22 protein-coding genes are annotated in these 22618 nt (G+C 74.0%); 17 read left to right on the plus strand and 5 right to left on the minus strand.

Annotated features, from left to right (window positions below; genetic code table 11):
* Positions 1-9 precede the first annotated feature (9 nt).
* From JOF54_RS10500 to JOF54_RS10520, 5 genes are all read left to right on the plus strand, one after another.
* A complete protein-coding gene (locus JOF54_RS10500; protein ID WP_210055420.1) occupies positions 10-687 on the plus strand; it encodes a TetR/AcrR family transcriptional regulator in 678 nt (225 codons plus the stop codon).
* 44 nt (positions 688-731) lie between these two features.
* The gene (locus JOF54_RS10505) at positions 732-1427 is read left to right on the plus strand and encodes a response regulator transcription factor (RefSeq protein WP_210055422.1); all 696 of its coding nucleotides are present in this window, start codon (positions 732-734) and stop codon (positions 1425-1427) included.
* 52 nt (positions 1428-1479) lie between these two features.
* Positions 1480-2919 carry a HAMP domain-containing sensor histidine kinase gene (locus tag JOF54_RS10510; RefSeq protein ID WP_245358042.1) on the plus strand — a complete coding sequence of 480 codons (1440 nt, stop codon included), beginning with the start codon at positions 1480-1482 and terminating at the stop codon, positions 2917-2919.
* 278 nt (positions 2920-3197) lie between these two features.
* On the plus strand, positions 3198-4139 hold the full coding sequence (locus tag JOF54_RS10515) for a ferritin-like domain-containing protein (protein WP_210055424.1): 942 nt from the start codon (positions 3198-3200) through the stop codon (positions 4137-4139).
* Between the two features lie 118 nt (positions 4140-4257).
* The gene (locus tag JOF54_RS10520; protein WP_210055426.1) at positions 4258-5493 is read left to right on the plus strand and encodes an Nramp family divalent metal transporter; all 1236 of its coding nucleotides are present in this window, start codon (positions 4258-4260) and stop codon (positions 5491-5493) included.
* A gap of 94 nt (positions 5494-5587) precedes the next feature.
* Here JOF54_RS10520 and JOF54_RS10525 read toward each other — a convergent pair whose 3' ends face one another.
* Complete coding sequence (locus JOF54_RS10525; protein WP_307804040.1) at positions 5588-6544, minus strand: DNA-3-methyladenine glycosylase family protein; 957 nt, start codon at positions 6542-6544, stop codon at positions 5588-5590.
* Complete coding sequence (locus JOF54_RS10530; protein ID WP_210055428.1) at positions 6541-7014, minus strand: GNAT family N-acetyltransferase; 474 nt, start codon at positions 7012-7014, stop codon at positions 6541-6543. Before JOF54_RS10530 ends, JOF54_RS10525 begins: the two co-directional genes overlap by 4 nt.
* A gap of 222 nt (positions 7015-7236) precedes the next feature.
* On the opposite strand from JOF54_RS10530, the gene JOF54_RS21485 reads away from it, so the two are divergent.
* From JOF54_RS21485 to JOF54_RS10545, 3 genes are read left to right on the plus strand one after another with little or no spacing between them, the layout of a single operon-like run.
* Positions 7237-8988 (plus strand): YibE/F family protein, encoded by a 1752-nt coding sequence (locus tag JOF54_RS21485; protein WP_307804041.1) that lies wholly within the window; start codon positions 7237-7239, stop codon positions 8986-8988.
* Between the two features lie 2 nt (positions 8989-8990).
* The gene (locus tag JOF54_RS10540) at positions 8991-10025 is read left to right on the plus strand and encodes a zinc-dependent alcohol dehydrogenase family protein (RefSeq protein ID WP_210055430.1); all 1035 of its coding nucleotides are present in this window, start codon (positions 8991-8993) and stop codon (positions 10023-10025) included.
* Between the two features lie 23 nt (positions 10026-10048).
* Positions 10049-10399 carry a hypothetical protein gene (locus JOF54_RS10545; RefSeq protein WP_210055432.1) on the plus strand — a complete coding sequence of 117 codons (351 nt, stop codon included), beginning with the start codon at positions 10049-10051 and terminating at the stop codon, positions 10397-10399.
* 96 nt (positions 10400-10495) lie between these two features.
* On the opposite strand, the gene JOF54_RS10550 is transcribed toward JOF54_RS10545, so the two are convergent.
* Positions 10496-10912, minus strand: a complete 417-nt coding sequence (locus JOF54_RS10550; protein ID WP_307804043.1) for an ankyrin repeat domain-containing protein — start codon at positions 10910-10912, stop codon at positions 10496-10498.
* On the minus strand, positions 10909-12384 hold the full coding sequence (gene lysS, locus JOF54_RS10555; protein WP_210059488.1) for a lysine--tRNA ligase: 1476 nt from the start codon (positions 12382-12384) through the stop codon (positions 10909-10911). The genes JOF54_RS10550 and lysS overlap by 4 nt, the downstream gene beginning before the upstream one ends.
* Positions 12385-12527: 143 nt before the next feature.
* On the opposite strand from lysS, the gene JOF54_RS10560 reads away from it, so the two are divergent.
* Genes JOF54_RS10560 through JOF54_RS10585 form a run of 6 tightly spaced genes read left to right on the plus strand, consistent with a single transcriptional unit; the run spans position 12528 to position 17260 of the window.
* A complete protein-coding gene (locus JOF54_RS10560) occupies positions 12528-12971 on the plus strand; it encodes a hypothetical protein (protein ID WP_210055435.1) in 444 nt (147 codons plus the stop codon).
* A gap of 57 nt (positions 12972-13028) precedes the next feature.
* Positions 13029-14666: a circularly permuted type 2 ATP-grasp protein gene (locus JOF54_RS10565; protein WP_245358046.1), complete on the plus strand. Its 1638-nt coding sequence runs from the start codon at positions 13029-13031 to the stop codon at positions 14664-14666.
* Positions 14660-15586: an alpha-E domain-containing protein gene (locus JOF54_RS10570; protein ID WP_210055437.1), complete on the plus strand. Its 927-nt coding sequence runs from the start codon at positions 14660-14662 to the stop codon at positions 15584-15586. The genes JOF54_RS10565 and JOF54_RS10570 overlap by 7 nt, the downstream gene beginning before the upstream one ends.
* A 1-nt stretch (position 15587) precedes the next feature.
* The gene (locus tag JOF54_RS10575; protein ID WP_210055439.1) at positions 15588-16439 is read left to right on the plus strand and encodes a transglutaminase family protein; all 852 of its coding nucleotides are present in this window, start codon (positions 15588-15590) and stop codon (positions 16437-16439) included.
* Between the two features lie 47 nt (positions 16440-16486).
* Positions 16487-17047, plus strand: coding sequence for a YbjQ family protein (locus tag JOF54_RS10580; protein ID WP_210055441.1), 561 nt, complete (start codon positions 16487-16489; stop codon positions 17045-17047).
* Between the two features lie 39 nt (positions 17048-17086).
* Positions 17087-17260, plus strand: coding sequence for a DUF5302 domain-containing protein (locus JOF54_RS10585; RefSeq protein WP_210055443.1), 174 nt, complete (start codon positions 17087-17089; stop codon positions 17258-17260).
* A 130-nt stretch (positions 17261-17390) separates the two neighbouring features.
* On the opposite strand, the gene JOF54_RS10590 is transcribed toward JOF54_RS10585, so the two are convergent.
* A complete protein-coding gene (locus tag JOF54_RS10590) occupies positions 17391-18050 on the minus strand; it encodes an HAD family hydrolase (protein ID WP_307804044.1) in 660 nt (219 codons plus the stop codon).
* Between the two features lie 129 nt (positions 18051-18179).
* Here JOF54_RS10590 and JOF54_RS10595 point away from each other — a divergent pair, with 129 nt between their 5' ends.
* From JOF54_RS10595 to JOF54_RS10605, 3 genes are read left to right on the plus strand one after another with little or no spacing between them, the layout of a single operon-like run.
* Positions 18180-18815 carry a TetR/AcrR family transcriptional regulator gene (locus tag JOF54_RS10595; protein ID WP_307804045.1) on the plus strand — a complete coding sequence of 212 codons (636 nt, stop codon included), beginning with the start codon at positions 18180-18182 and terminating at the stop codon, positions 18813-18815.
* Positions 18809-20545 (plus strand): ABC transporter ATP-binding protein, encoded by a 1737-nt coding sequence (locus JOF54_RS10600; RefSeq protein WP_210055445.1) that lies wholly within the window; start codon positions 18809-18811, stop codon positions 20543-20545. Before JOF54_RS10595 ends, JOF54_RS10600 begins: the two co-directional genes overlap by 7 nt.
* Positions 20542-22593, plus strand: coding sequence for an ABC transporter ATP-binding protein (locus JOF54_RS10605; RefSeq protein ID WP_210055447.1), 2052 nt, complete (start codon positions 20542-20544; stop codon positions 22591-22593). Before JOF54_RS10600 ends, JOF54_RS10605 begins: the two co-directional genes overlap by 4 nt.
* The last annotated feature ends 25 nt before the right edge of the window (positions 22594-22618 follow it).

Here is a 22618-nt window from a genome sequence, read left to right on the forward strand (position 1 = left end):
AGGAGCCGCGTGAGCACCACCACCAGCCCGTCGCGGGCCGCCGCACCGGTCAGCGCGCGCCGGGCGCAGACCCGCGAGCGGCTGCTGGCCGCCGCCACCTCGGTGTTCGCCGAGCGCGGGGTCAACGGCGCGAGCGTCGAGGAGATCTGCGAGACCGCCGGGTTCACCCGCGGCGCCTTCTACTCCAACTTCGCCGACAAGGACGCCCTGGTGCTGGCGCTCATCCAGGCCGACGTGGCCGCCCAGTACGCCGCCGCCCGCGCGGCCGTGGAGGAGGTGGAGCACGCGCTCGGCACCGGCACGGTCGCCGACGTGGTCGCCCGGACCCTCCAGCAGCTCGACGCCTTCGGCGCGACGGGCCGCGAGGGCGTCCTCGCCCAGCAGGAGCTGCTGCTGCACGCCGCCCGGGTGCCCGCGCTGCACCGGCCCTACCGCGAGTTCCTCGCCGCCAGCAGCGACCAGCTGCGCACCCTGCTCACCGGCGCGCTGGAGCGGGTGGGCCTGGAGTTCACCCTCCCCGTCGACCTGGCCGTGGAGATGCTGCTGGCCACCCACGCCCGGGTCCAGACGCAGGCGCTCTTCGACGAGGACGTCGACACCAGCGCCCTGCAGGCCCTCGTGCTGGCCATCACCCGGCCACGGCCCGACGGCCCGGCCGGGTCCGGGTGCGCGACCCGCTCGGGCTGACGGCACCGCCGGGTGCGGCGGCCCGCTGACCCTAGGCTGGACCCATGCACATCCTTGTCGTCGACGACGACCAAGCCGTCCGGGACTCCCTCAAGCGGTCGCTGGAGTACAATGGCTACGAGGTGAGCGCCGCCGAGGACGGCGTCCAGGCGCTGGCGCGGCTGGCCGCGGTCCGGCCCGACGCCGTGGTCATGGACGTGATGATGCCGCGGCTCGACGGCCTGGAGACCACCCGGATGCTGCGCTCGGCCGGCAACGACGTCCCGATCCTCGTGCTGACGGCGCGCGACGCCGTCGGCGACCGGGTGGACGGGCTCGACGCCGGGGCCGACGACTACATGGCCAAGCCCTTCGCCCTCGACGAGCTGCTGGCCCGGCTGCGCGCGCTCGTCCGCCGCGCCGGCACGGTGGCCGACTCCACCGACCCCTCGACCTCGAGCCTCGCCTTCGCCGACCTGGTCCTCAACACCCAGACCCGCGAGGTGCTCCGCGGCAGCCGGTCGATCAGCCTGACCCGTACCGAGTTCGCGCTGCTCGAGGCCTTCATGCAGCACCCCCGCCGGGTGCTGGAGCGCAGCTGGCTGCTCAACGAGGTGTGGGGCTTCGACTTCCCCACCACGGCCAACTCCCTCGAGGTCTACATCGGCTACCTCCGCCGCAAGACCGAGGTGGGCGACGAGCCGCGGCTGATCCACACCGTCCGCGGGGTCGGCTACGTGCTGCGCGAGACCCCGCCGTGACCCCGGCCGGTCCCCCCGCGGGCCCCCGCCCCGGCTGCGGAGGGGACCGGGGTTGCCCCGCCGGCTGAGGTCGTGGCTGCGCGGCTTCCCGCTCCAGCGCCGCGTCTTCCTCCTGACCACGCTGGCCGTGGCCGTCGCGGTGGCCGCGACCGGCCTGGCCGCTTTCGTCACGCTGCGCGTCTCGCTCTACAACGCCCTCGACGACGAGCTCATCGAGGTGGCCAGCACGCTGGCCGTGCCAGTCGCGCAGGACATCACCCGGCTGGGCGGGCTCACCGAGAGCGCGCTGCGGGCCGGTGACGTCAGCGTCGCCGCCCAGCGCGCCGACGGCCAGCAGTTCTACGTGCCCGACGAGCGGGAGCACCTCGTGCTCACCGCCGACGAGCTGGCGGTCGCCCGGCTGAACCGGGGTGCGTCCGCGCGCACCGGTGTCGCGACCGACGGCGAGCAGTACCGGATCGTCGCCGTCCCCATCACCCAGCTGGGCAACTACGCGCTGGTCCTCGGCCGGCCGCTGCAGCCGACGAACAACACCCTGCGCTCGGTCTCGCTGGTGCTGGTGATCTTCGGCGCGCTGGGCGTCGGCGTGGCCGCGGTGGTGGGGGCGACCGTCGCGCGCTCCAGCCTGCGTCCGGTCCGCCAGCTCTCGGCCGCCGTCGAGCACGTGACGGCGACCGACGACCTGGAGCCCATCACCATCGCCGCCAGCGGCGACCTGGCCCTGCTGGCCGACAGCTTCAACGCGATGCTCACCTCGCTGGCCTCCTCCCGCGAGCGGCAGCGCCAGCTGATCGCCGACGCGGGCCACGAGCTGCGCACCCCGCTCACCAGCCTGCGCACCAACATCGAGCTGCTGACGGCCGACGCCAGCACCGGCATGCTCAAGCCGGCCGACCGGACCGAGATCCTCGCCGACGTCAACGCCCAGCTGGCCGAGTTCACCAGCCTCATCGGCGACCTCGTCCAGCTCGCCCGCGAGGACGGGGTGGCCGCCTCGCCGGAGCCGATCGACCTCCGCGACGTCATCCGCTCGGCCCTGGACCGGGTCCGCCGCCGCGCTCACGGCGTCGACTTCGACGTCGAGCTCAACCCCTACTACGTCGTCGGCGAGGCCGACACCCTGGAGCGGGCGTTCACCAACCTGCTCGACAACGCCGTCAAGTGGAGCCCGGCGGGGGGCACCGTGCGGGTGCAGCTGGAGGGCGGCCGGTTCCGGGTGGCCGACCAGGGGCCCGGCATCGACGAGGCCGACCTGCCCTTCGTCTTCGACCGCTTCTTCCGCGCCGAGACCGCCCGGAACACCCCCGGCACCGGGCTCGGGCTCTCGATCGTCGCGCAGGCGGTCGACCGGCACGGCGGCTGGGTGCGGGCCAGCCGGTCGGCCCAGGGCGGGGCCGAGTTCACCGTCCAGCTGCCCGGCGCGACGACGCTGGAGGCGCTGGCCGAGCGGCCGCCGTCGGTCCCCTCGGCCCTGCCCGCCCGGCGTCCCTGACGGCCCCGGGACCGCCCGGCCCGACGGCGCGGAGCCCGCACCGGGGTCCGACCCATCCGATCGCCCGACGGCCCCGAACAGGGCTCAGAGCGCAAGGGTTCGGGGGAACGCCGGCCGGCAGATCCACCTCCCGCACCTGCTCACGTGACCAGTGGTTCGTGCCGACGTCGTCAGAACGCGTCCGTGCACGCACTCCTGCCCTCTTTGCGTGCTCCGCGCACCGAGAGCGCCGCCGGCCACGCTCCCACGGAGCTCCACCCTCAGTCAGAGGAGCACGCATGTTCGGAAAAGATGTCGTCGTCGACATGATCAACCGCAGTGCCGAGAACGAGGCGGACCGTCGCAACTTCCTGCGCACCGCCGGTCTCGCCGGGCTCGGCGTCGTCGGCGCCACCGCCCTGTCCGGGACGGGTGCGCTGTCCGCCTCCGCCGCTCCCGCGGCGGCCGCGGCGCCCAGCGACGGCGCCGTCCTCAACTTCGCCCTGAACCTCGAGTACCTCGAGGCGGAGTTCTACCTGCACGCCTACTACGGCTGGGGCGTCCCGAGCGCGCTGACCGGGGGCAAGGGCACCCGCGGTGGCGTCACCGGCGGCCGGAAGGTGGCCTTCAAGAGCAAGGCGATCGCCCAGTACGCCAAGGAGATCGCCGAGGACGAGCTCAACCACGTCACGTTCCTGCGCCGTGCGCTGGGCTCGGCGGCCGTGGCGCGTCCGAAGATCGACCTGAAGAGCAGCTTCACGGCGGCGGCCCGCGCGGCCGGCCTGATCAGCGCGAAGCAGACCTTCGACCCGTTCGCCAACGAGAACAACTTCCTGCTCGCGGCGTTCATCTTCGAGGACGTCGGCGTCACCGCCTACAAGGGTGCCGCCCCGCTCATCGACAACAAGGACTACCTGGAGGCCGCGGCCGGCATCCTGGCCGTCGAGGCCTACCACGCCGGCATCGTCCGCACGTCGCTCTACGCCAAGGGCCTCTACGCCGCGGCGCAGAAGATCTCCGACGCGCGCGACAGCCTGGACGGCCCGAAGAACATCGACCAGGGCATCGGCCGCAAGAAGAGCGGCAACCTGGTGCCGACCGACGCCAACAGCATCGTCTACTCCCGGACCCCCGGCCAGGTGCTGAACGTCGTCTACCTCAACCCCGCCAAGGTGAGCAAGGGCGGGTTCTTCCCGTCCGGGCTCAACGGCGAGGTCAAGACCAGCGACGACAACAGCTGATCCGACGGGCGGCCGGCGGTCACCTCACCGAGGTGGCCGCCGGCCGTCCTGTTCCTCCCACCGCCCCGCGGGGTAGCGGTGGCACGATGAGACCGACCACCGGGAGAGGGCCGAGGAGATGACGCTGCTGACGAGGCCGCCGCGGCCCGACGCGGGCACCCTGCTCAACCGCACCAAACTCCTCGGACCCGCGTTCGTCGCCGCCGTCGCCTACGTCGACCCCGGCAACGTCGCCACCAACACCACCGCCGGAGCCACCTACCAGTACCTCCTCCTCTGGGTCCTGGTCGGCGCCACCCTGATGGCCGGACTCATCCAGTACCTCTCCGCCAAGGTCGGCTGGCTCACCGGCCAGTCCCTGCCCGCCCTCGTCGGCCAGCGCACCCGACGCCGCACCCGCCTCGCCTACTGGGCCCAGGCCGAGCTCGTCGCCGTCGCCACCGACATCGCCGAAGTCGTCGGCGGCGCCCTGGCCCTCCAGCTCCTCTTCGACCTGCCCCTGGTCGCCGGCGCCGTGGTCACCGTCAGCGTGTCCACCGCCCTGCTCTACGTCCAGCGCCACGGCCAACCCAGCTTCGAGAAGGTCATCACCGCCCTGCTGGCCGTGGTCACCGTCGGGTTCCTCGCCGGCCTCGTCGTCGACCCCCCCGACCCCGCTCAGGCTGCGGCCGGGCTGGTGCCGCGGCTGGCGGGGACCGACTCCGCCCTGCTCGCCGTCGGGATGCTCGGCGCCACCGTCATGCCGCACGCCGTCTACCTCCACTCCGCCCTCGTCCGCGACCGCCACGGCCGCGCCGACCCCGGCAACGCCCGCGGAGTCCTCGGCGCCGTCAAAGCCGACGTCATCCTCGCCATGGTCGTCGCCGGCAGCGTCAACATCGGCATGCTCCTCCTCTCCGGCAGCTCACTGTTCGGGCTCCAGCTGGACGGGCTCACCGAGGTCCACACCGCGATCAGCACCGGCCTCGGCCCGGTCGTCGCGATCCTGTTCGCGCTCGCCCTGCTCGCCTCCGGGCTGGCCTCCACCTCGGTCGGCGGCTACGCCGGCACCGTCATCATGGACGGGCTGCTGCACCGGCGGATCCCGCTGCTCTGGCGCCGGTTGGCCACCGCCATCCCCGCCCTGGTCCTCCTCGGACTGGGCGCGGACCCCACCCGGCTGCTGATCCTGTCCCAGGTCGTCCTCTCCTTCGGGATCCCCTTCGCCCTCATCCCGCTGGTCCGGATCGCCCGCGACCCCAAGCTCATGGCCCTCGTCCCCACCCGCCCGGCCACCATCGCCATCACCTGGGCCGTCGTCGCCGCCATCGTCGCCCTCAACGCCCTCCTCCTCGTCCTCCTCATCACCGGCTGAGGCGGCACCCAGGGGTCACCTCTGGCGCCGACGTGTCAGACGTGGTGGCGGTCCTAGCCGACACCACCTCTGACAACTCGGCAGAGGGCGAGCCTCAGGAGCGGCCGCGGGTCGCGTACGGGGTGTGCGTGGGCAGCGTCATCCGCGGGGCCCGGCGGGGACGGCGGGCGACGCCGCCCATCAGCCCCAGCAGCGCCTGCACCCGGAACCGGTGCCCGCGGTAGGGCTCCAGCAGCTCGGTGGCCGCGTCGTCGTCCAGCACCTCCCCGGTCAGGGCGTAGGTGATGTTCTTGCCCACGTGGTAGTCGCCGATGCTCCACGCGTCCGCGTCGCCGTGCGCCCGCTGGCGCACCTCCGCCGAGGTCCACGGGCCGACGCCGGGCAGGCTGCGCAGCGCCCGGTCGGCCTCCGCCGAGCCCAGGGCCAGCGTCCGCTCCAGCGCGACGGCGCGGGCCGCCGTCCGGACCAGCGTCCGGCTCCGGCGCTCCTCCACCCCGGCGGCGAGGAAGGTCCAGCTGGGCACCCGGGCCCAGACCTGCGGGGTGGGCGGCACCCGCATGCCGAAGGCGGCCGACGCGGGGTCGGTCGCCGGGCCGGGGGCGGGCTCGCCGAACTCGCTGACCAGCAGGTGCCAGGCGCGGAACGCCTCTTTGCCGGTGACGACCTGCTCGAGGCACGCCGGGGCCATCGCCTCGTAGACGGCGTCGGAGCGCCCGACGCGGTAGTGCCCGTAGCGGCGGACTGCCTCGACCAGGACGGGGTGCACCGGCTCGAACCCGGCGACGTCGTCCTCCTCGCCCACCAGCCGCGGCAGGTGGTCCAGCACCCAGGCGGCGCCGTCTCCCCAGGCGCGAGCGGCGACCTCGCCGCCGCCGGCCACGAGCTTGAGCAGTGCGGGCCCCTCGGGGGTGCGCGTGGTCCGCAGGTGGATGTCGCCCAGCACCCGGTGCGTCGGGTCGCCGGCACCGCGCCGGTGCAGGCCCAGCACCGGCGCCAGCAGCACCGGCCGGTCGACGACGAGCCGCCGGGTCAGCCCGGCCGCCGCGCTCACGCCGCCCCCGGCCGGCGGACCGACCAGTCCCCGGAGAGCCGGCGCCGGAACCCGTTGGCCCGCAGCACGCCCTGGGAGGCCGCGTTGTCCTCGTCGGTGCCGGCCAGCACCTCGGCGGCGCCGTCACGCCAGGCGAGCGCCAGCAGCTGCGCGACCGCGCGGGTGGCCACCCCCTGGCCGCGCAGCGCGGGCACGACGGCGTAGCCGATCTCGACCACCACCGGGCCGGTCGCCGCGGGCGGGCCGTGGAAGCCGACGTCGCCGACGACCCGGCCGTCGACGCGGATCTCGTGCACCCACCAGCGCGGCAGCCCGTCCAGCGTGCCCATGGCGCCGTGCGCCCCCAGCAGCATCGTCAGCGCGTCGACGGTGTCGGGCTGCGGGTAGTCGGGGTGCCAGCGCGCGGCATCGGCAGCCGTCGCGGCCTCACCCGCGACCAGCCGGCGGGCCGCGTCGACCGGCCACGGCACCAGCGTGACGGGGACCGTCGTCGGGCGGCCCGGCCGCGGATCGCTCGCGGCGGGGCCGGGCGCAGGCCGCGGGGGGTCACGGGGATCTCGGCTAGATTGTGAGCCGCTCGCGTCGGCGGCGGGTCCGCCCCCGGTGGGGCGGGGGCGCCCGGGACGGCGTGGCCGGACGGGCGGGGACCCAGCCGGCGGAGCACTCACGACGACCAAGACTAGGCGGAGAACGTGGCCCACACCCATTCCCGACCGGCGCGCCCGGGGGGCGGGCAGCTCGCCCTGGTGGACGCCGACGAGCTGCGGCGGCACCGGCGCGCCCTGCGGATGCTCGTGGTGGTGCTGATCCCGCTGGCGGTGTGGACCCTGGTCGGCCTGATCGCGCTCTGGCCGGGCGACATCTCCGAGCAGGTCAACTCCGACGTCGCGGGCTACAGCGTCCCCGGCGTCACCTACCCGACCGCGCGGATCACCGCCGTCGAGCAGATCTCCTGCGAGGGCCTGTCGGGCTCGACGCCCGGGATCGACGACAGCCGGTGCGCCAACATCACCGCCCAGCTCCTCGAGGGCGACGACGAGGGCCTGTCCGCCACCGTCCCGCTGACCGACGCCCTCTACTCCTCCGGTGTCGAGGTGGGCCAGAAGATCAAGCTCATCCGCATCCCCCCGGCCGACGGCCAGCCGTCGCAGTTCCAGTTCTCCGACTTCGAGCGCCGCACCCCGCTGGTGCTGCTCACCCTGGCCTTCGTCGCCGTGGTCGTCGCCGTCGCCCGCTGGCGCGGCTTCGCCTCGCTGGTGGGTCTGGGCTTCGCCGGGTTCATCCTCGTGAAGTTCATGTTCCCGGCGCTGGTCGCGGGCGAGAACCCGATCCTCATCGGGCTGATCGGCTCCTCGGCCATCATGTTCGTCGTCCTCTACGCCGCCCACGGGTTCAGCGCGCGGACGACGACCGCCCTGGTGGGCACGCTGTTCGGGCTCATCCTCATCGCCCTGCTGGGCTGGGGCGCGACGCGCTGGGCGCACCTGACCGGGGTCGCCGCCGAGGACGACTACGTCCTCGCCGCGGCCGCGCCCAACCTGTCGCTGACGTCGGTGGTGATGTGCGGCATCATCCTGGCCGGCCTCGGCGTGCTCAACGACGTGACCATCACCCAGGCGTCCGCGGTCTGGGAGCTGGCGGACGGACAGGACCCCGACGGCGAGGGCCGCAGCCAGCGCCGTCTGTTCTCCCGGGCCATGCGGATCGGCCGCGACCACATCGCCTCGACCATCTACACCATCGCCTTCGCCACGGCCGGCGCCTCGCTCTCGGTGCTGCTGCTGATCGCGGTCTACAACCGCCCCCTGCTCCAGGTGCTGCAGACCGAGCAGTTCGCCGGCGAGGTCATCCGCACCCTCGTCGGCTCCATCGGCCTGGTGCTCGCGGTGCCGCTCACCACCGCCGTCGGCGTCGCCGTGGTCCGGGCCAGCGACCGCGGCAGCAGCCTCGGCGCCGGCCGCCGCCGCGACCGCGTCGAGGAGTTCGAGGACCTCGAGCCGGTGCCCGCCGCCGACCGCACCCGCGACCGCGCGGACGAGGGGGACGACGCCTCCGACGACCCCGCCGCCGAGCGCCCGGGACGCGACCGCGCGGAGCGGGACGGGGCGGGACGCGACCGGTCGGCCGCGGACGGCGCGGGGCCGACGACCGCCGGTACCGCGGACGTGCCCGCGACCCCGGCGCCCGCTCCCACCCCGTCCGCCAGCACCCGGTCCGCCAGCACCCCGTCCGGCAGCACGCCATCCCGCGGCGACGGCAGCGGCGCCGCGCGCGACGACGCCCCGGCCGCCGGGACCGGTGCCCCCGCGGCCCGCAGCGAGGCCGAGACCGAGGCCAGATGGCGGCGCTGGCGGCGGCAGAAGCCGGAGGACGACTTCGGCTTCTCCGATCTCCGCGACCCCGACGAGAAGGGCGCCGGACCCGGCGGCCGGCCGGGTCGCTGAGAGTGCGCGCCGTCGTCTACGACGCCGTGGGCGCGGTCCCCGTGCTGCGCGACGTGCCGGCGCCGGACTGCCCGCCCGACGGCGTCGTGGTCGACGTCGCCGCCACCGGCGTCTGCCGCTCCGACTGGCACGCCTGGCGGGGCCACGACCCCGTCGCCCTGCCGCACGTCCCCGGGCACGAGCTGGCCGGCACGGTGGCGGCCGTCGGCCCGGCGGTGACCCGGTTCGCCGTCGGCGACCGGGTGACGACCCCCTTCGTCAACGGCTGCGGCCGCTGCGCCACCTGCCGGGACGGGAACCCGCAGGTCTGCCCCGACCAGACCCAGCCCGGCTTCACCGGCCCCGGCTCGTTCGCCGAGCAGGTGGCCCTGCACGCCGCCGACACCAACCTCGTCCGGCTGCCCGACGCCGTCGGCTTCGTCGAGGCCGCGGCGCTCGGCTGCCGCTTCGCCACCGCCTACCGGGCCCTCACCGCGCACGCCCGCCTGCAGCCCGGCCAGTGGCTCGCGGTGCACGGCTGCGGCGGGGTCGGGCTCTCCGCCGTCGCCATCGCCGTCGCCCTCGGCGCCCGGGTGGTGGCCGTCGACCTGTCCGCCGACGCGCTCGAGCGGGCCTCGCGGCTGGGGGCGGAGGTCGTCGTCCGCTCGGCCGACCCCGTCGCCGCCGTCCGGGAGGCCACCGGGGGCGGCGCGCACGCCTCCGTCGACGCGCTGGGCTCCCCCGCCACCGCCGCGGCCTCGGTCGCCAGCCTGCGCCGGCGCGGCCGGCACGTCCAGGTCGGGCTGCTGCTGGACCCGGCCGGGACGGCCCTGCCGATGGACCTCGTGGTGGCCCACGAGCTGGAGCTCTACGGGTCCCACGGGCTGGCCGCCGCGGACTACCCGCCGATGCTCGCCCTGGTCGCCTCGGGCGCCGTCTCGCTGTCCGCCCTGGTGGGCGCCGTGATCAGCCTGGACGAGGCGCCGGCCGCGCTGATGGCCATGGACCGGCTCAGCGGGGGCACCGGCGGCCTGACGGTGGTCGCCCTCAGCGGCTGACGGGGCGGCGGTATTTTCGGGTCATGTCCCTACCCAGCGCATCCGACCCGACCGATCCCGGCGCCAACCTCTCCGGCGCCTCCGACCCCGGCGCCGCCGACGAGGCCGCGTTCTCCGAGGACGTCCTCGAGCCCGAGGACGACCCGGGCCTGCACCACGTCCGCAGCGAGGGCCGCGGCATGCCCCTGCACCCCGACGACGACGCGCTCGAGGCCGCCGTCGAGCGGGACCGGGTGGCGGCGGGCCTCGCCGACTACGCCCCCGTCGACGTCCCGCCGGCCACCGACCCGCTGCCCGAGGGCACCGACCCGGCCGTCGACCTGGCCCAGCGCGGCCTGCTCGGCGACACCGCGGTCGACGACGGCGAGGACTGACCGCCGCCGGGTGCGCGCTGCCGCAGGTCCACGGGACCTCCGGACCTGCAGGGCGCGCACCCGACCGCGGTCCGAGCCGCGGCTGGCTCGCGCGGATCAGCCCCGCGGCGGGGGCAGCAGCGCGGCGATCTCGGCGCGCTCGAAGAACTCCGCCGAGGCCCGGGCCGAGGGCGTCCCGAGGTCGGGGTCGGCGCCGGCGGCCAGCAGCACCTCGACGACGTCGGTGTAGCCCTTGAACACCGCCCCGGCCAGCGGCGTCTGGCCGCGGTCGTTGACGGCGTCGACGTCGGCGCCGCGCTCGGCCAGCACCCGGACCGTCGCGGCGTGCCCGTGGTAGGCGGCGAGCATCAGCAGGGTGTTGCCGGTCGCGTCGGTGAGGTCGACGGGCATCCCGTGGTCGGCGTAGGCGGCCAGCCGCTCGGCCTCGCCGACGCGGGCCCGGTCCAGCAGCCAGTGCGCCAGCTCGACGGGGTCCTCCCCGCTGGGCACGCCCTCGGTCAGCGGCCCGCTCACTCGCCCGACCCGGGCTTCAGCAGCGGGAAGAGGATCGTCTCGCGGATGCCGGCGCCGCTGAGCAGCATGACCAGCCGGTCGATGCCCAGCCCGACCCCGCCCATCGGCGGGGCGCCGAACTCCAGCGCGGCCAGGAAGTCCTCGTCCAGCTGCATCGCCTCGGGATCACCGGCCGCCGCGGCCAGCGACTGCGCGGTGAGCCGGTCGCGCTGGACGACGGGGTCGACCAGCTCGGAGAAGCCGGTGCCGCGCTCGGTGCCGCCGATGATGAGGTCCCACGCCTCGATGAGGTGCGGGTCGCTGCGGTGCGGCCGGGCCAGCGGCTGGGCCGAGGGCGGGTAGTCGCAGACGAAGGTCGGCTGCAGCAGGGTCGGCTCGACGAGCTCGCCGAACAGCTCCAGCACCAGCTTCTCCGCCCCCCAGGCCGGGTCGACCTCGACGCCGCGCTCGGCGGCGACGGCACGCAGCCGGTCGGCCCCGGTCTCCCAGGTGACCTCCTCGCCCAGCACCTGCGAGAGCCCGGGGTAGACGCCCAGCCAGGGCCACTCGCCGTCCAGGTCGACCGTGCCGGCGGCCGTCTCGACCTGCCGGGAGCCGAGGGCCGCGTCCGCCGCGTCGACCACGATGCGCTGCAGCAGCGCGGCCACCGTGCGCTGGTCGCCCCAGGCCTCGTAGAACTCGAGCATCGTGAACTCGGGGCTGTGGCTGGAGTCGACGCCCTCGTTGCGGAAGATGCGGCCCATCTCGTAGACCTTCTCCACCCCCCCGACGACGGCGCGCTTGAGGAACAGCTCCAGCGCGATCCGCAGCGTCATGTCGGTGTCGAAGGCGTTGAGGTGGGTGCCGAACGGGCGCGCCTGGGCGCCGCCGTGCACCAGCTGGAGCACCGGCGTCTCGATCTCGAGGTAGCCCTCGCGGTGCAGCGTCTCGCGGATGCTCCGGGTGACGGCCGCGCGGGTGCGGACCATCTGCCGGGCCTCCTCGCGGACGGTCAGGTCGGCGTGCCGCTGCCGCACCCGGGTCTCGTCGGAGAGCTCCTTGTGCAGCGTGGGCATCGGCCGCAGCGCCTTCGACGCCAGGGTCCAGGCCGTGGCCAGCACGGACAGCTCGCCGCGGCGGGAGGAGATGACCCGGCCGGTGACGGCGACGAAGTCCCCGAGGTCGACGTCGGCCTTCCAGGCGCCCAGCGACTCCTCGCCCACCTCGTCGCGGGACAGCATCACCTGCAGCCGGACGCCGGTGTCGCCCAGCGACAGGCCCTCCTGGAGCGTGGCGAAGCAGAGCTTGCCGGTGTTGCGGACGAACACCACGCGGCCGGTGACCGAGACGACGTCGTCGGTCTCCTCCCCGGTCGCCAGGTGGCCCCAGCGCTCGCGGACCTCGCGCAGCGCGTGGGTCCGCGGGACCGTCACCGGGTAGGGCTCGCGGCCCTCCGCGAGCAGCCGCTCGCGCTTGTCCTTGCGGACACGGATCTGCTCGGGCTCGTCCACCGCTGCGGGCGGACTCGTCTGTTCGGGCACCGCGTCAGCCTAGTGCCGCGGGCCCCCGGTCTCGTCGCGGTCACGACCCGCACGACGACGCCCGGATCGCCCCGGGGGCTGGCAGGATCCCGCCCGTGACCTCCCCCTGGCCCAGCCCGCCCCCGCCGCCCGGCCCGCAGCCCACCGGCCCGCAGCCCACCGGTGAGCTGGTGGTGCACGTCCGCCCGCCGCTCGGCGGCGGCAGCTCCATGATGACCCCGTTGCTGACCATCGACGGCTACCCGGCGCCGTTGCGCTGGGGCCGCAACGCGTTCGTCGCCCCCGCCGGCCCACGGCAGCTGCACGCCGCCACCCGCTACCTCTTCACCTACGGCTCCGCCCACGACGTCGTCCCGGTCCACCCGGGCCGCAGCACCGAGGTGCACTACAGCCCGCCGGCCTTCACCTTCCTCTCCGGCCGGATGGGCCCGGTGCCGCAGCCGCGCCCGGGGCAGACCGGCTTCTGGGTCCTGATGGCGGTCCTGGGTCTGGCCCTGCTGCTGGGACTGGTCGGCCTCGTCGGCGGCTTCCTCGGCTGAGCCCGGCGCCGGCAGGCGTTCACACGGGGGTAACAAGGCTCTGAGTAGGGTGCCGTCATGGCGGACGTCCTCGCGAACTACCGGCCGGGCGCGGCCTTCGACGAGATGATGGACGTCGACGGGGAGGTCCGGCCGTCCTACCGGGCGCTGCACGCCACGCTGGACCGCTCCTCGCCGGCCGAGCTGAAGACCATCGCCGAGTCGCTGGCCAACAACTACGTGCAGGCCGGGGTCACCTTCGACATCGGCGGGGTCGAGCGCCCCTTCCCGCTGGACCTGGTGCCGCGGGTGATCGCCGCGCCGGAGTGGGAGACCATCGAGGCCGGCGTGGCCCAGCGGGTCCGCGCCCTGGAGGCGTTCCTGGCCGACGTCTACTCCGACGCCCGGGTGATCGCCGACGGTGTCATCCCCGGCCAGCTGATCACCAGCTCCAACCACTTCCACCGCGCCGTCTGGGGCGTCCAGCCGGGCAACGGCGTGCGCATCCACGTCGCCGGGGTCGACCTCATCCGCACCCCCGAGGGCGACGTCCGGGTGCTGGAGGACAACGTCCGGGTGCCCAGCGGCGTCTCCTACGTGATGACCAACCGCAGCGCGATGATCACCGCGCTGCCCGACGCCTTCGCCGCCCAGCGGATCCGCCCGGTGGCCAGCTACCCGCAGCGGCTGCTCGCGGCGCTCCGGCTGGCCGCCACCCCCACCGTCGACAACCCGACGGTGGTGGTGCTGACCCCGGGCGTCTACAACTCCGCCTACTTCGAGCACACCCTGCTGGCCCGGACGATGGGCGTCGAGCTCGTCGAGGGCCGCGACCTGGAGTGCCGCCGCGGGAAGGTGTTCATGCGGACGACCGGCGGCCTGCAGCGGGTCGACGTCATCTACCGCCGCATCGACGACGAGTACATCGACCCGGTGCACTTCCGCAGCGACTCGATGCTGGGCGTCCCGGGCCTGGTCAACGCCGTCCGGACCGGCGGGGTCGTGCTGGCCAACGCCATCGGGAACGGGGTGGCCGACGACAAGCTCATCTACACCTACGTGCCCGACCTCATCCGCTACTACCTGGGCGAGCAGCCGGTGATCGCCAACGTCGACACCTGGCGGCTGGAGGAGGACGACGCGCGCGAGGAGGTCCTGGACCGGCTCGACGAGCTGGTGGTCAAGCCCGTCGACGGCTCCGGCGGCAAGGGCATCGTCATCGGCCCGCGCGCCACCAAGGAGGAGCTGGACGCGCTGCGCGCCCGGGTGACGGCCGACCCGCGCGGCTGGATCGCGCAGCCCGTCGTCCAGCTGTCGACCGTGCCGACGCTGATCGACGACCAGCTGGCCCCCCGGCACGTGGACCTGCGGCCCTTCGCGGTGAACAGCGGCGACGAGGTGTGGGTGCTGCCCGGCGGGCTGACCCGCGTCGCGCTGCCCGAGGGCGAGCTGGTGGTCAACTCCAGCCAGGGCGGCGGCAGCAAGGACACCTGGGTGCTGAGCCCGCCCGCGCACCGGCCCTCGGTCACCCTCGCGGAGGAGGAGCCCGCTCCGGTGCCCGCCGAGCCGCAGGCCGAGGAGGTGCCGGTCCGGCCGACCGGCGCCCCGCTCGCGGCCCGGCCCGCCGTCCTCATGACGCCGAAGGTCATCCAGCGCCACCAGGAGGAGCAGCAGCAGCAGTCCGGGCGCGCCGGCGGAGGGGACGCGCCGTGCTGAGCCGGATCGCGGAGTCGATGTTCTGGATCGGCCGCTACGTCGAGCGGGCCGAGGACACGTCCCGGCTGCTGCAGACCCACCTGCGGCTCATCACCGAGGACACCAGCTCCGAGACCGAGGCCTGCCGCACGCTGCTGGCGCTGATGAGCGTCGACCACGTCGAGCACCCCACCCACGAGGACCTGGTCCGGGTGCTGGGCTACGACGGCAAGGAGCCGACGTCGATCTTCGCCTGCTGGGCCGCCGCCCGCGACAACGCCCGCCGGGCCCGGGAGGTCATCCCGCTGGACCTGTGGGAGTGCATCAACACCACCTGGCACCAGCTGCCGACGGGACGGTTCCGCACGTCCCGCGTGCACACGTTCCTCGACTGGGCGCAGGAGCGCAGCGCCCTGTTCACCGGCATCGCCCGCGGCACGATGGTGCGCGACGACGGCTGGGAGTTCATGATGCTCGGCCGGTCGCTGGAGCAGGTGGACATGACGTCGCGGCTGGTGGCCTCGGCCTCGCTGCGCACCGGCAGCACCCAGTGGCCCTCGGTGCTGCGCGGCTGCGGCGGGCACGACGCCTTCCTGCGCACCTACCGCGGCCTGCAGACCGACCGCGAGGCGGCGCAGTTCCTCATCTCCGACGTCCGGTTCCCCCGCTCCCTGATGCACGGCCTCGTCGCCGCGTCGGACTGCCTGCGCCGGCTCAGCACGGTCAACGGCCAGGCGGCCCGGCAGTCGGAGTTCCCCGCCCGGGCGCTGGGCCAGCTGCGGGCCCGGCTCGAGTACGCCGACGTCGGCGAGCTGCTGGAGAACCTGGGCGACGAGATGACCTGGGTGCAGGAGGTCGCCGCGCAGGTGACGGCCGCCGTCGCCAACAACTACTTCGTCGCGGAGGACCCGACGGCCTGGATCACCGAGGGGACGCGCTGATATGCGGCTGAGCATCGACCACCAGACCGGCTTCCGGTACAGCTCGCCGGTGAAGTCGTCCTACAACGAGGCGCGGATGACGCCGGCGGCCAGCGAGCACCAGACCATCTGGAGCAGCCGGGTCAGCATCGAGCCGGCCGCCTGGAGCTTCAGCTACACCGACTACTGGGGCACCCGCGTCACCACGTTCGAGCTGCACGAGGCGCACGAGCGGCTGACCGTGCACGCGCAGGCGGTCGTCGACACCCGTGGCGACGAGCTGGCCTGGGACACCGACCGGCGGGTCGCGGCCAGCGACCTCGGCTGGTCGGCGCTGCGCGACCGCGGCGTCATCGACCGGATGGCGGAGTACCTCACCGTCAACCGGCGGACCGCCCCCGCCGACGAGCTGGTCGCGCTGGCCGCCGAGGTCGCCGACCAGCCGCCGCGGCTGGCCGCGCTCGACGTCTGCCGGATCCTCGACGACCGGCTGCGCTACGAGAAGGGCTCGACGGAGGTGACCAGCGCGGCCGCCGACGTCTGGCAGCTCGGCGCCGGCGTCTGCCAGGACTACAGCCACGTCGCCCTCGGCGCCCTGCGCTCGATCGGCATCCCCGCCCGCTACGTCTCGGGCTACCTGCACCCCGGACCGCGCGAGCCCAACACCACGGTGACCGGGGAGAGCCACTCCTGGATCGAGTGGTGGTGCGGCACCTGGGTCCCCTACGACCCGACGATGGGCCGACGGCTCACCGACAGCTACGTGCGGGTCGGCCACGGCCGCGACTACGGCGACGTCGCCCCGCTGCGCGGGACCTACTCCGGCGGCTCGTCGTCGATGTTCGTCACCGTGGCGATGACCGAGCTGGGCTGAGCGCCGCGACACCTGACGGGCCGCGCGCGCGTCACTACCCTGCTGCCATGAGCAGCTACGGGCAGCAGCCCGGACCCCACGGATCGCCGTCGCCCTACGGGCAGCCCCCGCACCCGGGCCAGGGGCAGCAGCCCTACGGCCAGCCGGGATACCCGCCCCAGCAGCCGTACGGCCAGCAGCCCCCGCAGGGCTACCCACCGGCGCAGCAGCCCTACGGCCAGCAGGGCGGCTGGACGCCCCAGCCGGCCGCGGCGCGCAGGCCGCAGCTGGTCCGGCACAGCCTCCCGGTCGTCACCATGGACAAGCTGGTGGGTCAGGAGATCGTCGAGGTGCTCGGCGAGGTCGTCGGCGTCGTCGCCCGCACCCGCGAGCTGCGGCCGGACCTGCGCGGCGGCAACCCCGTCGACGGCTACGTGACGATGCTGACCGAGTCGCGGCAGGACGCCGTGGCCCGGCTCGTCGAGATGGCCGAGGCCGCCGGCGCGCACGCCGTCGTCGGGCTGCGCTTCGACTGCAGCGAGATCACCCAGTCCCTGAGCGAGGTCTGCGCCTACGGCACGGCCGTCACCCTGGCCGGCGGACCGGTCGGTGCTGAGCGGACGGGGTAACCCCTGGTCTTGCTGGGCCGCCCGGGAGAGGATGGCGCCATGACCGCCGACGACCAGACCACGCCCGCCGACGACCTGAAGGCCAAGTTCCGCGAGGCGCTCGAGGCGAAGAAGGGGCGCCGCGGGGAGGACCACCTCGACGCCGGCCAGCAGCCGGTGCACGCCCACGGCCCCGTCGAGGCCAAGCGCACCTTCCGCCGCAAGACCGGCTAGCCCCCACCCCGGGCCGACCCCCGCGCCCCGGACCCGACCCCGCGCCCTGAGCCGATACCGCGCCCTGAGCCTGTCGAAGGGCCTTCGACAAGCTCAGGCAGCGGGGAACCAGCCGAATCAGCAGGTGGGCTCAGCCGCGCAGCCGCACCCGGATGCCGTCCTCGCCGGGGATGAACTCCACCTCGGAGAGGTCGCCGACCACCGCGTCGGCGTCGAGGTCCTCGCGCTCGGTCGTCGTGACCACCGCGAGGGTCCGGCAGCCTGCCGCCCGCGCGGCCTCCAGGCCCTTGGGCGCGTCCTCCACCACCAGGCAGCGGGTCGGGTCGGCGCCGAGCCGGCGGGCCGCCTCCAGGAACGGGTCGGGCGCGGGCTTGCCGCGGGCCACGTCGTCGACGGTGACCAGCACCGACGGCGGCTGCAGCCGGGCGGCGGCGATCCGGGCCTGCGCCAGGGGCACCGTGCAGGAGGTGGCGATGGCGTTCTTGGCGCCGCGCAGGGCCTCCAGCGCCTCGGCCGCGCCGGGCAGCACGACGATGTCGTGCACGTCGGCCAGCTCCAGCTCGTCGATCCGGCGGATCGCCTCGACGTGCCGGTCCTCCGCGAGCAGCGCGCGGACCACCTGGGCCGAGGGCATGCCGTGGTGGCGGCCCATCTGCTCCGGGGTCAGCCCGAACTCGTGCATCCACGTCGTCCAGGCGCGCATCACCGCCGGGGTGGAGTCGATCAGCGTCCCGTCCATGTCGAACAGGACGGCCTCGAAGACCTCGTCGGACAGCGCGCCCAGACCCACCGGAACTCCTCCACCTCGTGCGCGCCACCTGCGCGCCCGGCCCCCATCCTCCCCGACCACGGCCCGTCCGCCGAGCACCGCTCACCGAACCCTCTTGCTGAGTGAGCGCTCACTCACTAGGATCCCTGCGTGCCCCGCGCCACCCCCCTCCCGCTCGACGAGCGCCGCGTCGCGCTGATGGCGGCCACCGAGCCGCTCCTGCAGCGCTACGGCCGCGACGTCTCCACGCGCCAGATCGCCGAGGCCGCCGGCGTCGCCGAGGGCACGATCTTCCGGGCGTTCCCCACCAAGGAGGCGCTGATCGAGGCCGTCCTGGCCGACGCCTTCGACATCGGCCCCACCTGCGCCGACCTCGACGCCCTCGACCCCGACCTCGACCTGGAGCCCGCCGTCACCGCGGCCGTCGGCCTGCTGCAGGACCGGCTCCGCCGGGTGATCGCCCTCTTCCACACGTTGCGGTTCTCCCCGGAGAGCCCCGAGGAGGTCGGCGACCTGCGCGCCCGGCAGGACCAGGACAACGCGGCCCTCAACGCGGCGATGGCCGGCGTGCTCATCCCGTTCGAGGACCGGCTGAGCCGCCCGGTGGAGGAGGCGGCCACCCTCGTCCGGACCGTCACCTTCGCGCTCACCCACCCGATGCTCGGCGACGCCGCCCCCAGCGAGCCCGAGCAGATCGCCGACCTGCTCCTGCACGGGCTCGTCGCCCGGCCCGCCCCCAGCCCCGTCTCCGCCCACCCGCTCCGACCCGAGGACGCTCCATGCTGATCCGTCTCCTGCGCCGCTACCTGCAGCCCTACCGGCGCGTCCTCGCGGGCGTCGTCGTGCTGCAGCTCGTCGGCACCATGGCGGCGCTGTACCTGCCCAGCCTCAACGCCTCGATCATCGACGAGGGCGTGGCCAAGGGCGACACCGCCTTCATCTGGCGCACCGGCGGCGTGATGCTGGTCGTCAGCCTGCTGCAGATCGTCTGCGCCATCGCCGCCACCTACCTCGGCGCGCGGACGGCCATGGGCTTCGGCCGCGACGTCCGCGGCGCGCTCTTCGACCGCGTGCTCGGCTTCTCGGCCCGCGAGCTCAACGGGTTCGGGGCGCCGTCGCTCATCACCCGGAACACCAACGACGTCCAGCAGGTGCAGATGCTGGTGCTGCTCTCGACGACGATGTTCGTCGCGGCGCCCATCACCATGGTCGGCGGCATCGTCATGGCGCTGCGCGAGGACGTCGGGCTGTCCTGGCTCGTCGTCGTCGCCGTCCCGCTGCTGGCGCTCTCGATCTGGCTCGTCGTCCGCAAGATGGGCCCGCTGTTCCGGGTGATGCAGACCCGGATCGACACCCTCAACCGGGTGCTGCGCGAGCAGATCACCGGCATCCGGGTGGTCCGGGCCTTCGTCCGGGAGCCCCACGAGACCGAGCGGTTCTCCGCCGCCAACGCCGAGCTGACCCAGACGGCGACCTCGGTCGGCCGGCTGGTGGCCTCCATCTTCCCGATCGTCATGTTCATCCTCAACATCTCCAGCGTCGCCGTGCTGTGGTTCGGGGCCCAGCGCGTCGACAGCGGTCAGATGCAGATCGGCTCGCTGACGGCGTTCCTCAGCTACCTCGTGCAGATCCTCATGTCGGTGATGATGGCGACCTTCCTGCTGATGATCGCGCCGCGCGCCATGGTCTGCGCCGAGCGGATCAGCGAGGTGCTGGACACCGAGTCGTCCGTGGTCACCGCGGAGCGCCCGGTCACCACCCTGCCCACCGCGTCCGAGGTCGCCTTCGCGGGCGCGGAGTTCACCTACCCCGGCGCCGACGCCCCGGTGCTGCGCGACGTCACCTTCACCGCCGGTCCCGGCCGGACGACGGCCATCATCGGCTCGACGGGTGCGGGCAAGTCCACGCTGGTCTCGCTGATCCCGCGGCTGATCGACGTCACCGCGGGCTCGATCACCGTCGACGGCGTCGAGGTCCGCGAGCTCGACCCGGACCTGCTGTGGAGCCGGATCGGGCTGGTGCCGCAGAAGCCGTTCCTGTTCTCGGGCACGGTCGCCAGCAACCTGCGCTACGGCAAGCCCGACGCGACCGAGGACGAGCTGTGGCACGCGCTGCGGGTCGCCCAGGCCGAGGACTTCGTCCGCGCCATGCCCGGCCAGCTGGAGGCGACGATCGCCCAGGGCGGCACGAACGTCTCCGGCGGCCAGCGGCAGCGGCTCTCCATCGCCCGGGCCCTGGTCAAGCGGCCCGAGGTGTACGTCTTCGACGACTCCTTCTCGGCCCTCGACGTCACCACCGACGCCCGGCTGCGGGCCGCGCTGGCCCGGGAGACGGCGTCGGCCTGCGTCATCATCGTCGGCCAGCGCGTGGCCACCATCCGCGACGCGGACCAGATCATCGTGCTGGAGCACGGCGAGGTGGTCGGCACCGGCACCCACGAGGAGCTGCTCGAGACATGCCCGACCTACGCCGAGATCGTCAGCTCCCAGCTGAGCGCCGAGGAGGTGGCGGCATGAGCGAGGACACCCGCACCGACGCCCCCGAGGCCCCGGCCACCGGGGCCGCCAAGGCCCCCGAGCGCCCGAAGTACGCACCGGCCGCGCGCAGCGGCGGACCCTTCGGGGGACCCGCTCCGGCGGAGAAGTCGCTGAACTTCTGGCCCTCGCTGAAGCGGCTGCTCGGCCACCTCGCGCCCGAGCGCGTCGTGCTCGTCGCCGTCGTCGCGCTGGCCGTCGTCGGCATCGTCATGAACGTCTACGGCCCGCGCATCCTCGGCTACGCCACCGACGTGATCTTCACCGGCATCGTCGGCCGCGGGCTGCCCGCCGGGGCCACCAAGGCCGAGGCCGTCGCCCAGCTGCGGGCGGCGGGCCAGGACACCTACGCCGACCTCGTCGAGCGGCTGGCCGTGGTGCCCGGGCAGGGCATCGACTTCGGCCTGCTGGGCCGCTGGCTGCTGCTGGCGCTGGGGCTCTACCTGGTCTCGTCGCTGTTCCTGTGGCTGCAGGGCTACCTGCTCAACGGCGCCGTCCAGCGCTCGATCTTCACCCTGCGCAACGAGGTCGAGACCAAGATCAACAGGCTGCCCCTCAGCTACTTCGACAAGCAGACCCGCGGCGAGCTGCTCAGCCGGGTGACCAACGACATCGACAACGTCGCCCAGGCCCTGCAGCAGACCCTCAGCCAGCTGCTCACCTCGCTGCTGACGGTGATCGGCGTCGTCGTGATGATGTTCGTGGTCTCGCCGCTGCTGGCCCTCATCGCGCTGGTGACCATCCCGATCTCGGTGGTGATCACCGGGGTGATCGGCAAGCGGTCGCAGAAGCTGTTCACCCAGCAGTGGAAGGCGACCGGCGAGCTCAACGGGCACATCGAGGAGGCCTTCACCGGGCACGCGCTGGTCAAGGTCTTCGGCCGCCAGTCCGAGGTCGCGGCGGTCTTCGGCGAGCGCAACGACGGGCTGTTCCGCTCCAGCTTCGGCGCCCAGTTCGTCAGCGGCATCATCATGCCGGCGATGATGTTCATCGGGAACCTCAACTACGTGGCGATCGCCGTCGTCGGCGGCCTGCGGGTGGCCAGCGGGACGATGAACCTCGGCGACGTGCAGGCCTTCATCCAGTACACGCGGATGTTCACCCAGCCGCTCACCCAGGTGGCGTCGATGGCGAACCTGCTGCAGTCCGGGATCGCGTCGGCCGAGCGGGTCTTCGAGGTGCTCGACGCCGAGGAGCAGTCCGCCGAGCCGGCCGCCTCGGCGGGCGCCGCGCTGCCGACCCGCGGGCGCGTCGAGTTCGAGCACATCGCCTTCTCCTACGACGCGGCGCAGCCGCTGATCACCGACCTCTCGCTGGTGGCCGAGCCGGGCAGCACCGTCGCCATCGTCGGCCCCACGGGCGCCGGCAAGACGACGCTGGTCAACCTGATCATGCGGTTCTACGAGCTCGACGGCGGCCGGATCACCGTGGACGGCGTCGACGTGGCCACCATCCCGCGCGCGGAGCTGCGCTCCAAGGTCGGGATGGTGCTGCAGGACACCTGGCTGTTCCACGGGACGATCCGGGCCAACATCGCCTACGGCCGCCCCGACGCGACGGAGGCCGAGGTGATGGCCGCCGCCGAGGCCACCTTCGTCGACCGCTTCGTGCACGCGCTCCCCGACGGCTACGACACGGTGATCGACGAGGAGGGCAGCAACATCTCGGCGGGCGAGAAGCAGCTGATCACCATCGCCCGCGCCTTCCTGGCCGACCCGGCACTGCTGATCCTCGACGAGGCCACCAGCTCGGTCGACACCCGGACCGAGGTGCTGGTCCAGCACGCCATGGCCGCGCTGCGCAGCGACCGGACCAGCTTCGTCATCGCCCACCGGCTCTCCACCATCCGCGACGCCGACCTGATCCTCGTCATGCAGGCGGGCCAGATCGTCGAGCAGGGCAGCCACGCCGCGCTGCTGACGGCCGGCGGCGCCTACGCCGACCTCTACCGATCTCAGTTCGCGGGCGCGATCGGTGAGGACGAAGGAGCGTCCCCTTACAGAGCCCTGTCCGTTGCCGCTCGTTCCTAATCCTGCAGAGCGCGTTGCAGGGGAG

It is taken from the genome of Microlunatus capsulatus (genome assembly GCF_017876495.1).
GTDB classification, from domain to species: domain Bacteria; phylum Actinomycetota; class Actinomycetes; order Propionibacteriales; family Propionibacteriaceae; genus Microlunatus; species Microlunatus capsulatus.

Bases quoted from the DNA above. Each gene is read 5' to 3' on its own strand.
- JOF54_RS10580 (WP_210055441.1), top strand. From the start codon at position 16,487: ATGAGCAGCTACGGGCAGCAGCCCGGACCCCACGGATCGCCGTCGCCC.
- JOF54_RS10565 (WP_245358046.1), top strand. From the start codon at position 13,029: ATGGCGGACGTCCTCGCGAACTACCGGCCGGGCGCGGCCTTCGACGAG.
- JOF54_RS10520 (WP_210055426.1), top strand. From the start codon at position 4,258: ATGACGCTGCTGACGAGGCCGCCGCGGCCCGACGCGGGCACCCTGCTC.
- JOF54_RS10600 (WP_210055445.1), top strand. From the start codon at position 18,809: ATGCTGATCCGTCTCCTGCGCCGCTACCTGCAGCCCTACCGGCGCGTC.
- JOF54_RS10605 (WP_210055447.1), top strand. From the start codon at position 20,542: ATGAGCGAGGACACCCGCACCGACGCCCCCGAGGCCCCGGCCACCGGG.
- JOF54_RS10545 (WP_210055432.1), top strand. From the start codon at position 10,049: ATGTCCCTACCCAGCGCATCCGACCCGACCGATCCCGGCGCCAACCTC.
- JOF54_RS10585 (WP_210055443.1), top strand. From the start codon at position 17,087: ATGACCGCCGACGACCAGACCACGCCCGCCGACGACCTGAAGGCCAAG.
- JOF54_RS10515 (WP_210055424.1), top strand. From the start codon at position 3,198: ATGTTCGGAAAAGATGTCGTCGTCGACATGATCAACCGCAGTGCCGAG.
- JOF54_RS10575 (WP_210055439.1), top strand. From the start codon at position 15,588: ATGCGGCTGAGCATCGACCACCAGACCGGCTTCCGGTACAGCTCGCCG.
- JOF54_RS10505 (WP_210055422.1), top strand. From the start codon at position 732: ATGCACATCCTTGTCGTCGACGACGACCAAGCCGTCCGGGACTCCCTC.